Raw genomic sequence first — 12,509 nt, 5'->3', positions numbered from 1 at the left:
GATAATAAAAGGGTTTTGGCGATTTGTTCGAGCCTTTGTTCCACAAGAAGCCAGAAGCCAGGAGTCAGAAGCCAGGAGAAAAGCTTTAAAATCAGTCATTCTGGCTCCTGGCTTCTGGCTTCTGAATTCTCATCATGAAATACCGCTCTGTCTCTGAACCATTTTATGACATCAATCCAATAACATAAGACAAGTCAGAAAGTTGATTTTAAACTTGCATTTGAAAATTAAAATATTGAATGATGGTATAGTAGGAGTGGGGAGATGTCTTTTCCAAAAGATAACGAGGCAGGGCTGTCCCTCAAGCTTAATTGATTTCCTGCCCGGGGAGAGTCGGGGCGCTGCTGTCAGGAGAGGAGATCCGGCCGATTCCCGGCAATTTATATGATCTGTGCTCCCATGAGGTGGATGTTATGCCCGAACCCGCATCCTGCAGATTGCGTCCGATGTCTCGCCGGCTTGTCTTCTATGGCGTCCTGTGGCTCATTCTCAGCAAGGGGGATCTGAACAGCTGGCCCTTTGCGGTGGCCGCTGTTCTGCTCTCTTCCTGGATCAGTATACATCTGACCGGTGCGGGAAATTGTCTGATCAGACCGGTTGCTCTCCTGCGGCATCTTCCTTGGTTTTTCTGGAAATCCTTTGTCAGCGCTGTTGATGTCATGGTCCGGGTCCTGAATCCGAAACTCCCCATCTCTCCAGGTCTTATCCTCTATCCTCTCACCCTTACCCGCGATGGCCCGAGGGTGTTGCTTGCCAATTGCATTACTCTGCTGCCGGGGACCATCTCTGCCAGGTTTGGTGAGGATCACCTGATTGTTCACACTCTGGACACCACTCTGCCGGTGGAGGAATCCATTAAAAATCTCGAAAGAATGATCGGGGCTGTTTTTCGGGATGAGATTTCCGTTCAGGAGGAGTTTCCGTGATGACGGACTTTTATGTGGGTGTGGCCCTTATTCTGCTGTTGACCGTGGTCGCCGGTCTTATCCGTGTCCTCCGAGGGCCGACGGCTGCCGACCGGATGATGGCTGCCCAGCTTTTCGGCACCTGCGGGGTGGCGATTCTCCTGCTCCTGACCCGGGGTTCGGGGCAGCTGATTTTTGAAGATGTCGCTCTGGTCTTTGCCTTGCTGGGCGCATTGTCCACTGTGGCTTTTGTCCGGCGGGCCTGGAAGGCTGGAGATTTGAAATCTGATACGGAGGGGCTGAAATGAGAGAGCTGGCCGGGATGATGCTGATTGTTTTCGGTATTCCGTTTTTCCTTTCCGGGACCATTGGCCTGCTCCGGTTGCCCGATATCTATACCCGGCTGCATGCCCTGACCAAGGCCGATAATATCGGTCTTGGTTTTGTGGTTCTCGGGCTGGCGGTCCAGGCCACCAGCTGGCTTGAGGTTGTGAAACTTCTGCTCATCTGGTTTCTGGTCCTTCTGGCCGGCGCCACTTCCTGCCATCTGGTTGCTGATGCGGCATTGCAGAGAAATATCAGGCCCTGGACAAAGGAGTGAAGATGATTGCCGGATTTTTTGATCTTATTCTCTGTCTGACCCTTGTCTGGCTTGCCTGGCACGTGCTTTCCGGCCGGGACCTTTTCACGGGGGTGGTTCTGTTCATCTCATTCGGCCTGCTGATGGCTCTTGGCTGGGTGCGTCTCCAGGCCCCTGATGTGGCCCTGGCGGAGGCGGCGATCGGTTCCGGCCTTACCGGGGCCCTTTTTCTTTCGGCCCTGCGGCGCATGAAGAGTGCTGTTCGAGGTGAAAGGAGGCTTGATCGTGACGAAGGGCGGGAAGATGAAGGACGACGCTAAGAAAGCCGCATGGCGAAGAATTCTTGCTTCATCTTTGGGCCTGGTCATGCCGGTGGCGCTGTTTGCGGTTCTTGCCTGGGGATATCTGGCCCCGGGGACCCGGTCATCCGGATTGGCCCGGCATGTGGATGAGGCCCTGGCCGAGAGCGGGGTGGAGAGCAGGGTGACGGCCGTTCTCTTGAACTATCGGGCCTATGACACCCTGCTGGAATGCTTTGTCCTGTTCCTGGGGGTAGCCGTTGTGTGGTCGATGCGTCCTTCCCGGTCCGCGGGGTCGGACTCTCCCGCCGATCCGGTCCTGTTGTCACTGGTACGCCTTCTTGCGCCTTTTCTGGTCCTGATCGGAATCTACCTTTTATGGGCCGGCAGCAGTCAGGCCGGTGGCGCATTCCAGGCCGGGGCGATTTTCGGGGGAGCCGGTGTCTTGCTTCTTCTGACCTCATCGCGGCTGTTGTCGATCCTCCCCGGGAAACTGCTTTCCCCGGGGATCTGTCTGGGGCCGTTTTTTTTCCTGCTCGCCGCTTTCGGAGCCATGGCGCTCGGCGGAAATTTTCTTGAATATCGCCGGGAATCGGCCGCCATGATTGTTATCGCCCTGGAGGTGATGGCCGCCTTTTCCATCGGCCTTTCCCTGGCGGTTTTTTTTGGCGGCAGCCACCCTGAAGAATCCTGCGAAAGCAGAAGCGGCGGGGGGATTTCTCCCGGCGAGGGAGAGGAGTCATGAATCTTTCGCCTGCCATTGTCTATGGTCTGACCGGCCTGGCACTTTTCGTGGTCGGACTGGGTGGGCTAATCTCCTGTGCTCAGCTGATGCGGAAGATCCTGGCGGTCAATATCATGGCCAGCGGGGTCTTTTTGTTTCTGGTCACCATTGCTTACGGGGAGGGCGTTGTCATCGATCCGGTCCCCCACGCCATGGTTCTCACCGGAATCGTGGTGTCGGTGAGTGCTACCGCCGTGGCCCTGATCCTGGCCTGCCGGGTGCAGGAAACGGCCAATATTCACGATCTTCACCGGAGAAGAGCCCGGAGAGGTGAAAGATGATCAGCCTCTTGCTTCAGGCCGACTGCTGGCTCATCCTGCCCATTATTCTGCCGCTGTCCGGGGCGCTGGTTTCTTTTCTGCGTAAAAGTCGCCCCCGGTGGCCGGGGCTGATTTTTTCCCTGCTTGCCTCGCTGGCCGGAGGTTCCCTGGCCTGGAAGGTAATGCTGCACGGGGCGGGCCGGTATGATCTGGGAGGGTGGCAGCCGCCTCTGGGCATTTCCCTGCGCGCAGATGGCCCGGCGGTGCTGATGGTGCTGATGACGGCGGTCACCGGTTTGGCCATCAGTATTTACGCCGGAGGGTATTTCAGGAGCCGGATCGCCGGAAGGGAGGGTGACCGGCGCCATGTCATTCAGGAGCGTTTTTTCTGGCCGTTGTGGCTGCTGCTGTGGGGGGCGCTGAACGGACTTTTTCTGAGCGGTGATATTTTCAACATGTACATCACCCTGGAGCTTGTCGCCCTGAGCAGTGTCGGACTCACCGCCCTCTCCGGCAAGCCCGCCTCGCAGGTGGCGGCCATGCGCTATCTGCTGGTCTCGCTGCTGGGCTCTTTGAGTTTTCTGCTCGGAGTGGGTTTTCTCTATAAGGTCTATGGCACTCTCGAGCTTGCCGCCATTCAGGCCGTCATCTCTCTTTCCCCTCCGGTCGGGGTGGCGATGACCATGATCAGTGTCGGCCTGATGCTCAAGACCGCACTTTTCCCCTTTCATTTCTGGCTGCCGCCGGCCCATGCCAATGCGCTCGCCCCGGTGAGCGCCATTCTCTCCGCCCTGGTCATTAAAGGCGGCTGGTACCTGTTCTTCCGTTTCTGGCAGGGGTTGATCCCATTGATCGGGGATAGCGGCGGGTTGGTGGTGGCCGCTCTTGGCGGGGGGGCCATCATCTGGGGGGCGTTCCAGGCGTTTTCCCAGCAGCGCCTGAAGATGCTGGTCGCCTACTCCACGGTGGCCCAGATCGGCTACCTGTTTGTTGTTTTCCCGCTCTTGGCGGGTGGAGGCGGGCAGGGAGCTGCCGCGCCCTATTATTTTGCCATTTCCCACAGCTGTGCCAAGGGCGCCATGTTTCTTGCCGCAGGGACCATCTTTCTGCAGATGGGCCACGATCGCATCCGGGACCTTGACGGGGTCAGGCAACTGTTGCCGAAAACCGCCTTTGCCTTCGCTCTGGGGGGGCTCAGCCTGATCGGTCTGCCGCCCACCGGCGGGTTTATTGCCAAGTATATGTATCTGAGTCTGGCCGTCGGGCAGGGCCGCTGGCCGCTGCTCCTGCTTCTGGTGATGGGAAGCGGACTCACCGCGGCTTACATCTTCCGCGCCGTGGCCCATATCCTCAGCCCGAAAATGGTCAGCGGGAGCCGCCAGGCGATTGTTGCACCCGGTATGGAGTGGAGCGCCCTGGCGCTCGCCCTGGTCGCGATCATTCTTGGCTTTATTGCCTCTCTGCCGCTGGCCGTACTTCAGGTGACGGGATGATCCGGCAGAACTGGCTGCTGATCATGATTCTCCTCAGTTCCCTGCTGCCGGGACTGGTGATTTTCAGCCTTGCCGAGTCGAGACGGGGAATGCGGACCTGTCTGAACCTCTTCGGCGCCATTGCCAAAATGGTCCTGGTGCTGGTCATGATTGTCGGGATTACCAGGGGGCAGCGCTTCGAGTTTCATCTTGCCATGCTGCCCGGCCTTGACCTCGTCCTGAGGGCGGACCCTCTTTCCGCCCTCTTTGTGACCCTGTCGAGTATCCTCTGGCTCTTGACCACCATCTATGCCATCGCCTACCTTGAGAATTCGCCGAACCGCAGCCATTTCTTCGGATATTTCAGTCTCTGCGTCACCGTGACCATCGGCATTGCCCTGGCTGGAAATCTGCTGACCTTTCTCTTCTTTTTTGAAATGCTGACCCTCTGTACCTATCCGCTGGTGGTGCACCGGGGGACTGCCGAGGCGATGGCGGCCGGCAGGGTGTATCTGATCTATACCCTGGGAGGGGGGGGTCTCCTCTTCCTCGGCGTGGTCTGGCTGAATAGCCTGGTCGGGTCGGTTGATTTCAGCAGGGGGCAGCAGCTCGCACCTTTTGTCCGGAGTCATGGCCTGACGCTAAAGATCATCTTTTATCTGCTTCTCGCCGGGGTGGGGGTGAAGGCGGCCCTTTTCCCGCTGCACAGCTGGCTGCCGCAGGCGATGGTGGCGCCTGCGCCGGTGAGCGCTCTCCTCCATGCGGTGGCGGTGGTCAAAGCGGGCGCCTTCGGTATTATTCGGATCGTCCTCGATGTATATGGCCTGGAAACGGCAGCGCATCTGGATCTCCTCTTTCCGCTGATGGTTCTCGCCACCGTCACCATTATCTACGGCTCGATCCATGCCCTCAGGCAGGACAACCTCAAGCACCGGCTGGCCTTTTCCACGGTCAGCCAGGTGTCGTATATCGCCCTTGGGATCAGTATCGGCAGTCCGCTTGCGATCATGGGGGGAATGGTCCATCTGGTCCATCAGGGGTTGATGAAGATCACCCTGTTCTTCTGTGCCGGAAATGTTGCCGAGACCCTTGGTGTTCACGAGATCAGCCGGATGAATGGCGTGGGGCGGCGACTGCCGCTCACCATGGCCGCCTTTACCCTTGCGGCGATGGGGATGATCGGCCTGCCGCCGATGGCCGGATTTGTCAGCAAGTGGTATCTCGGGCTGGGCGCTCTTGCCCGGGGGGAGGGGTGGCTGATCGGGGTGCTGGTGGTTTCCAGCCTGCTGAACGCCTTCTATTTTCTGCCGATAATTTATGCGGCCTGGTTCAAGGAAGAGGAGGGAGAGTGGCCCGTTGATTCCGGAAAGGCGGGCCCCCTGGAGTGCCACTGGATGCTGATCGCCCCTCCGGTGATCACCGCCGTGGTTTCCCTGCTGGTGGGGTTATTGGCCAACAGCAACCTGAGCCCGCTGGCCTGGGTCCGGTTCATTGTCCGCACGGGGTACGGCCTGTGATGACGACCGAACTCCTGTTCAACGAACAGCTGCAGATTCTCCTTCTTTCCCTGGTGCCCGGGCTGCCCCTTGCTGCGGCCCTTGCCCTTCTGGTCCGCCCCCTGCGGAAAGTCGCCCTGAAACTGGCCCCCTGGTCGGCAGTGCCGGCGCTGGCGGTGGCCCTGTTTCTTGGACCCGGGATTGATCTTGAGGTCGCCTGGTTTTTTATGGGAGGGCGGATGGGGCTTGATCTGGTCGGGCGGAATTTTCTTCTGCTGGCCGCTCTGGTCTGGCTGCTGTCCGCCTTTTTCGGGCAGGGGTATCTGGCCCATGATCAGAGGCGATATCGGTTCTACTTCTTTTTTCTGCTCTGCATGGGCTTTAATTTCGGGTTGATTCTGGCCAGGGATATGCTCGGGTTCTATCTTTTCTTCTCGCTCATGAGTTTTTGCGCCTATGGTCTGGTGGTCCACACGAGAAGCCGGGAAGCGCTCCGGGCCGGCAGGGTGTATATCATTCTGGTCATGCTGGGAGAGGTGCTTCTCCTTTCAGGGATGCTGGTGATGGCTGGCGATCTGACCGATCTTGAGCTGACGACCATTGCCGGAAGCAGGCCGGATTCCTTAGGCCTGCTCCTGCTGCTGGTCGGTTTCGGGATCAAGGCCGGAGCCCTGCCGCTCCATGTCTGGCTCCCGCTGGCCCATCCGGTTGCCCCGGCCCCGGCAAGTGCGGTGCTGAGCGGGGTGATGATCAAAGCCGGGCTTCTCGGCTGGCTTCGTTTTCTGCCCACAAGTCTTGATACTGCGATGCCGGGATGGGGAATGGCGTTCGTGGGGATCGGTTTCCTGGCGGCCTTTTACGGGGTTGCGGTCGGCCTCTGCCAGCAGGACCCGAAAACGGTTCTGGCCTATTCGAGCATCAGTCAGATGGGGGTGATGACCGCCATCGTCGGCTGCGGGCTCCTTGCGCCGCAGCTCTGGCTGCCGGTCACCGGCGCGGTCTGTCTCTATGCCCTCCATCACGGCCTTGCCAAGGGGTCGCTCTTTCTCGGGGCAGGGGTCGCGAAACTCCGCCCCGCATCGGGATCGTCCCGGTGGTGGCCGGGCGCCCTTTTGCTGCTGCCCTGTCTGGCCCTGGCCGGCTTTCCTCTGACCGGCGGCGCCATTGCCAAGCTTGCGGTCAAAGAGATGAGTCATGGCCTGCCGCCGGGATGGATGAAGCTCTTTGCTCTTCTTCTTCCCCTCTCGGCGGTGGCGACCACGATGCTTCTCTACCATTTCCTGGCGCGGATCCTGCAGTCATCGGGCGGAGATGGACGAATCTGTCCTCCACCGATGATCACGGCCTGGATTGTCTCGGTCCTGTTAGGTGGGGGGATCCTCTGGGTGTGGCCCCCTGGAGAGAGCGGCGCGTTTTCCCCGCTCGCGCCTGCGATTCTCTGGCAGGGGCTCTGGCCGGTCGCGCTCGGTTGCGCCCTGATGGTCTGCATTGGCCGGATCAGAGAGGGGAAAAAGCGTTGCACCCTCCCGGCCGGAGATATGCTGTGGCTTTTCTCCGGGCGAAGCTTTGGGGCTGCAGGATTGTGGCGGAGGAGTCGTGAGAAGATGCGGATGGCCGAAGCTGCTGCCGGGTGGTGGAGTCCGGTCGATCCCTGGGCAATCTTAGATCGGGGGCGGCAGGTGGAGAAAAAGCTTCTTCGATGGTCGGTGGTCGGTTTTTGTTACCTGTTGCTCTGCTTTGTTCTCCTTTCTTTGTTGCTCAGGATGTGAGTTTCAGCCGGGAAGTGTTACTTCTGATCGGGCCTTTGTTCCTGCTTCAAACGCCAGTTTAAGGCCTGCCGGGTAATGCCGAGCATCTCGGCGGCGAGACGCTGGTTGCCGCCGGTCCGGATCAGGGCCTCCCGGACCAGGAGTTCGGAGGCCTCCTTCAGGGTCGGGAGGGTCTTGAGGGGTGAGAAGGGGGTGGAGCCTAAGGATTCAGGAGCAAACTCTTCACTGAAGGACCCCGTCCGCTGCCGAATATAGTTTTTGAAGTTGTCCATGCTCATGGTGCCGCCGGGGTGCCGGCTTGCACTATCGACCACCATGCTTCGTAACTCCCTGATATTTCCTGGAAAGTCGTAAGTCGAGAGCAGCAGCGGCAACTCCCTCGGGATGTTCGGCTGGGGACGATTGAGTGATTCCGCCGCTTCTGCCAGAAAATGATCGAGCAGGATCGGCAGATCGTCGAGTCTTTCCCGCAGCGGCGGAACATGGACATGGTGGGTCTGCAGCCTGAACAGCAGGTCGCGGCGAAATGTCTGATCGTGATGGATTTCGTCGAGGGAGCGCAGGGTTGCAAAGATCATCCGGCAGTCGGTCCGCTTGGGCAGGTCCGAGCCCAGGGGGTGGTATTCCCGCTCCTGGAGTAAACGAAGGAGTTTTATCTGGGAGGAGGTGGGCAGATCACCGATCTCGTCTAAAAAAAGAGTCCCGCCGCCGGCCTGTTCGATCAGGCCCGGTCTGGCCTGATCGGCCCCGGTGAAAGCCCCTTTACAATGACCGAACAAGGTGTCGGCGAGCATGGTTTCGTCAAGGCTTGCAATATTGATCGGCACGAACTTGCCCTTTCGGCCGCTCAGTTCATGGATCGCTTTGGCAACAAGCTCCTTGCCGACCCCGGTCTCCCCGGTGATCAGCACCGGTTCATTGGTTGCCGCCACCGTTTCAATATACTGAAAGACGGCCCGCATCCCTTTGTTGTGGGTGATGATGGACGCGAAGGCTTCCGGGTGATCGAGGGTGTCATTCAAGAAACGCTGTTTCAAGGAAGCATGCTCATGGCGGAGGCGGCCAAGGTCGATGGCCCTTTTCACTCCTCCGACCAGGCGGTCTTCCTCGGTCATCTTGGTGAAAAAGTCGTAGGCGCCGAGTTTGATGCAGTTGACCGCCGTTTCCAGCAGATCAAGGCCGGTCACGATGATGATCGGCACCGCCGGATGTTGCTCGGCAATCAGGGGGAGAAGTTCCTCGCCGGAGATTTCCGGCATGGTCAGGTCGAGGACCACGGTGCTGACCGGTTGCCCGGCAAGAATGCCGAGTACCCGGCGGCCGTCGTTGCAGGTCAAGATGTTGGTGATCCCTGCGGAGCGCAGAACCAGGCTGAAGCTATTGAGCCAGCTCTCCTCATCGTCAACCAGTAATACCGGTGTTGCCGGAAATCCGTTTCCTTGATTATGCATGGTCTTCCTCGCTGATCGTTGACCCGGCGCTCGCACTGGTCGGAAAGGAGACGGTGACCGTGGTCCCTTTTCCTTTCTGCGAAGTGATGTGCATGGTGCCGTTGTGCTCTTTGATGATTCCCGCTGAAACCGACAACCCGAGGCCGGTGCCGCCGGTGTTCCGTTTGGTGGTGAAAAAGGGGTCGGTGAGTTTGTTGATTGATTCAGGGGGGACGCCGCACCCCTCATCGCTGACCCGGATATAGACGGTGTTGTTCTCCGCCCCGGTTTCAACGGTGATCGCGCTCCGGTTGTTCTCCAGGGCGTCACAGCTGTTCTGCAGCAGATTGATCAGCACCTGCTCCAGACGCTGGCTGTTCCCCTTGATCGGCGGGATGTTCCGGGAAAGGCTGACCGTGAAGTTGTCGGTGCTGTTCTTCAGGAGGTTGCCGGTCAGGCGGATGGCGGTTTCGCAGATGTCGTTGATATTCACGCGGTCGAGCAGGCTGGTGGAGTCCTGCCGGGCGTAATCTTTCAGGTCCTTGACGATTGCCTTGATCCTTTTCGCGCTTTCATCGAGTTCGTGGAACAGCCTCGGAATCTGTTCGCGCATTTCGCTGTATTCCAGGCCGGCAACGAGGAAATTCCCGTTTTCCGTATAATAGCGCTCCAGGATCGGGCTTACGCTCTGCCAGGATTTGGCGAGCATGGTGGTGTTCAGGAGCGAAATGCTGTTCGGATTGTTGATCTCGTGGGCGACCCCTGAGACCAGAAGCCCGAGGGAGGCCATTTTGTCGGCCTGGATCAGCTGCTGCTGCTGGAGCCTGGTTTTTTCCGTAGCCCATTTCCGTTCGGAAATGTCCCGGATAATCCAGATCGAATGCCAGCGCTCCCTGATTCTTGCTTCAGACAGCGAGAGCTCAATCGGGACTTCGGTGCCGTTCTTCCGGGTGGTGATGAGCTCGATGGTTTCCTTGATCGGGCCATCGCCGGTGTTGCCGGAATGCATCGAGTCTTCCTGCTCGTCGGCAAGTTTCGGCGAGATCAGCCGGTGGATCGCCTTTCCTTCAGCCTCTTCCTTGGTGTACCCGAAGATCTCTTCCGCCGCCTGGTTCCAGAAGGAGATGTTGCCGTCGGGGTCCATGAAGATGATGGCGTCCTGGGCGCTGTTGGTCAGGTTGAGGAAGTTCTCCCGGTTTTCGTTCAGCGCCTTTTCCGCCTCCTGCCGTGCTTTGGCATGGGTGCAATAGTTGGTGGCGAGTCGGGAGAGGTCTTCGGCCATGGCGGTGATTTCCTTCGGCCCGGTCCAGGAAAATCTGAACTCTTCACCATGGTTCAGCACCCGGTCGAGGCCGGAGATGATCTGCGCCCTGATGGTGTCGATCTTTCCGGCAATTGCCCCGGCGACGATGAAGATGATCGCCGAGAGGGCCATGATGATCAGCACGATGTTTTGAATGAGCGAGCGTTTCCAGGCCCGGGCGGCGGTTCGATCAACGGGGGAGCCGATCCACAGCGTCGGTGCCGAACCGTCCAGGAACAGGGGCAGCCAGGCGACAATATAGCCGCTGCCGCTTTCCCAGACCTCGGGTTTGGCGGACAGTAAAAGGGCGGCCAAACCCTGGAAATCTTCCAGCGCGTTGCTGTCTGTTTCCACGGGAAGAAAGGATTTCTCCGGCTGATGGAAATAATAACCGGCCGGGGTGATCCAGTATGAATCACGATATTCCTGCAACAGGATCTGCGGATCAAGGAAGAGGCGGGATTTTATTTGCCGGTCCGCGCCGGATTCCGAGATGACGGTGAGAACCGTCCCGGGGGCAGGTTCCGGGGCGGAATCGGGTGTTGGCGTAAAGGTCCCTTCCTGACGGGCAAGGCTTAAAATCCGGGACCCGGCCGCGTTTTGCAATGAGATGCCGGTTATTGCCGGGTCTTTGGCAAGCCAGGCGGCGATCTGGGCGGTGAGTTCCGCCGGGGGAGGTGCGGCTGCTGAAATGGCCCTGATCCCGGGCAGGCTGAGGATGATCTCAAGCAATTGTCGGCGCTGCTCGATGGCGGCGGCAAGATTTTCGGTTTTTAGTGCTAGACTTGCCCGGGTCTGCTCAAGGCCGGTCTGTTCGTGGCGTTTGATATGCCCGGAAAGGTTGACGGCCACCAGGGTGAGAATGGGCAGGATGCCGAGGGCGAAGGCAACCAGAAATATCTGGGACCGGAGTTTCATCTGTTGTCCATGGTTGAGTATGACGGAACCGGGGTGGTTTCTTCTGCCGTTGACCTTTGTCCGACCCTTTGGTAACATCCCGGCTCGAAATTAAGCCCGTTGTCAATAAATAACCAGATGGATTTGTGAATGGCAAAGAGTAAAAAATCCCAAGGCAAAGAATTTCCGGAAGGCATGGTGCCTCTGGCCGATGCGAAGTTCCGTTTCGCCTGTCATTCGGCGGTGAGCTGTTTCACCCGCTGCTGCCGGAAACTGGAACTCTTTTTGTATCCCTACGACGTCCTCCGCCTGAAAACCCGGCTCGGGATCAGTTCCGAGGATTTCCTGAACCGGTATGCCGGGGTGGTGCAGGGGGGCAACCCCTGTTTCCCGTCGGTGATCATGGTCATGTCGGCCGACGAGGAGAAAACCTGCCCGTTTTTAAATGATGAGGGGTGCTCCGTCTATCCCGATCGCCCTTCGGCCTGCCGGACCTATCCCCTGGAAAGAGCGGTGGACCGCGACACCTCGGGAGGGAGGCCGGAGGAATTTTATTTCATGACCGACCACGACTACTGCAAGGGCCACCAGGAGGAGCGGGAATGGACGGTGAAATCGTGGGTGCGGGACCAGAGCCTGCAATACTTCAACCAGATGGATGATCTCTGGGCCGAACTCGACACCATTTTTGCCGACAGCAGGACCTGGCGCGGCGAGGGTGCGGGCGGGCCGCTCCAGCTTCTGGCCTTCATGGCCTGTTACAACGTCGACCGCTTCCGGCAGTATGTGAACGACCACCAGCTTCTCGAGCAATACAGGCTCGATAAGACCCGGAAAAAACTGATCGAAAAAGATGACGAGGCATTGCTGAAATTCGGCTTCGACTGGCTGAAACTCATCCTCGCCGGCCTGCCGACCCTGCAAAGAAAGTAGGCCGGTCGGCTCCCGAAGATATTGGGTGGTAAGCACCAGTTTTGTTTCCACAGAAAGACCTGCATCACCAGTTGCGCCAATCAGCTTGCCGCGTCAACGCCGCCAACGTTTTTCCCTTCTGCGTTAATGCGCTTTACCAGCGCCCCATTCACATCTGGTTGAGGGATTAATGCAATAGCGCAACCCTCAGCCAAAAAGTGTTGGTTTGAGAGAATAATGCAATAACGCAAGCCTGGCCCGCGGTTATAATAAATTTACATTTCTGGTCAACGGCAATAAATACCACCAAAAAGATAGGCAATCCACATATTCCAATAAAGCCGAGTTGAGCAGCTTGCCTGCACGTACGAGACTTATGCCCGAAGGGTGAAAGTGAGAATT

Annotated in this window: 13 protein-coding genes; 10 read left to right on the top strand and 3 right to left on the bottom strand. The window is 58.4% G+C overall.

The window, feature by feature from the left end; translation table 11 throughout:
- Positions 1-413: 413 nt before the first annotated feature.
- Genes KKG35_10450 through KKG35_10410 form a run of 9 tightly spaced genes read left to right on the top strand, consistent with a single transcriptional unit; the run spans position 414 to position 7,565 of the window.
- Positions 414-926: a Na+/H+ antiporter subunit E gene (locus tag KKG35_10450; protein ID MBU1738548.1), complete on the top strand. Its 513-nt coding sequence runs from the start codon at positions 414-416 to the stop codon at positions 924-926.
- Entirely contained in the window at positions 926-1,213 is a 288-nt protein-coding gene (locus tag KKG35_10445; protein ID MBU1738547.1) for a multiple resistance and pH regulation protein F, read from the top strand. Before KKG35_10450 ends, KKG35_10445 begins: the two co-directional genes overlap by 1 nt.
- Entirely contained in the window at positions 1,210-1,506 is a 297-nt protein-coding gene (mnhG, locus tag KKG35_10440; protein MBU1738546.1) for a monovalent cation/H(+) antiporter subunit G, read from the top strand. The genes KKG35_10445 and mnhG overlap by 4 nt, the downstream gene beginning before the upstream one ends.
- Before the next feature lie 2 nt (positions 1,507-1,508).
- Positions 1,509-1,805, top strand: a complete 297-nt coding sequence (locus KKG35_10435) for a DUF4040 domain-containing protein (GenBank protein ID MBU1738545.1) — start codon at positions 1,509-1,511, stop codon at positions 1,803-1,805.
- Positions 1,789-2,529, top strand: a complete 741-nt coding sequence (locus tag KKG35_10430; GenBank protein ID MBU1738544.1) for a sodium:proton antiporter — start codon at positions 1,789-1,791, stop codon at positions 2,527-2,529. The genes KKG35_10435 and KKG35_10430 overlap by 17 nt, the downstream gene beginning before the upstream one ends.
- Positions 2,526-2,849: an NADH-quinone oxidoreductase subunit K gene (locus tag KKG35_10425; GenBank protein ID MBU1738543.1), complete on the top strand. Its 324-nt coding sequence runs from the start codon at positions 2,526-2,528 to the stop codon at positions 2,847-2,849. The genes KKG35_10430 and KKG35_10425 overlap by 4 nt, the downstream gene beginning before the upstream one ends.
- A complete protein-coding gene (locus KKG35_10420) occupies positions 2,846-4,321 on the top strand; it encodes an oxidoreductase (GenBank protein ID MBU1738542.1) in 1,476 nt (491 codons plus the stop codon). The genes KKG35_10425 and KKG35_10420 overlap by 4 nt, the downstream gene beginning before the upstream one ends.
- Positions 4,321-5,817 (top strand): monovalent cation/H+ antiporter subunit D family protein, encoded by a 1,497-nt coding sequence (locus KKG35_10415; GenBank protein MBU1738541.1) that lies wholly within the window; start codon positions 4,321-4,323, stop codon positions 5,815-5,817. The genes KKG35_10420 and KKG35_10415 overlap by 1 nt, the downstream gene beginning before the upstream one ends.
- The gene (locus KKG35_10410; protein ID MBU1738540.1) at positions 5,817-7,565 is read left to right on the top strand and encodes a complex I subunit 5 family protein; all 1,749 of its coding nucleotides are present in this window, start codon (positions 5,817-5,819) and stop codon (positions 7,563-7,565) included. Before KKG35_10415 ends, KKG35_10410 begins: the two co-directional genes overlap by 1 nt.
- A 17-nt stretch (positions 7,566-7,582) precedes the next feature.
- Here KKG35_10410 and KKG35_10405 read toward each other — a convergent pair whose 3' ends face one another.
- A complete protein-coding gene (locus KKG35_10405) occupies positions 7,583-9,016 on the bottom strand; it encodes a sigma-54 dependent transcriptional regulator (GenBank protein MBU1738539.1) in 1,434 nt (477 codons plus the stop codon).
- A complete protein-coding gene (locus KKG35_10400) occupies positions 9,009-11,216 on the bottom strand; it encodes a PAS domain S-box protein (GenBank protein MBU1738538.1) in 2,208 nt (735 codons plus the stop codon). The genes KKG35_10405 and KKG35_10400 overlap by 8 nt, the downstream gene beginning before the upstream one ends.
- 129 nt (positions 11,217-11,345) lie before the next feature.
- On the opposite strand from KKG35_10400, the gene KKG35_10395 reads away from it, so the two are divergent.
- A complete protein-coding gene (locus KKG35_10395; protein ID MBU1738537.1) occupies positions 11,346-12,128 on the top strand; it encodes a YkgJ family cysteine cluster protein in 783 nt (260 codons plus the stop codon).
- 166 nt (positions 12,129-12,294) lie between these two features.
- Here KKG35_10395 and KKG35_10390 read toward each other — a convergent pair.
- A partial coding sequence (locus tag KKG35_10390; protein MBU1738536.1) for a hypothetical protein occupies positions 12,295-12,509 on the bottom strand: 215 nt, incomplete at its 5' end.

It is taken from the genome of Pseudomonadota bacterium (genome assembly GCA_018823285.1).
In the GTDB taxonomy this organism is placed as follows: domain Bacteria; phylum Desulfobacterota; class Desulfobulbia; order Desulfobulbales; family JAGXFP01; genus JAHJIQ01.
The sequence above is the reverse complement of the archived record's forward strand: the minus strand, read 5'-3'. Positions and strand labels throughout refer to the sequence as shown.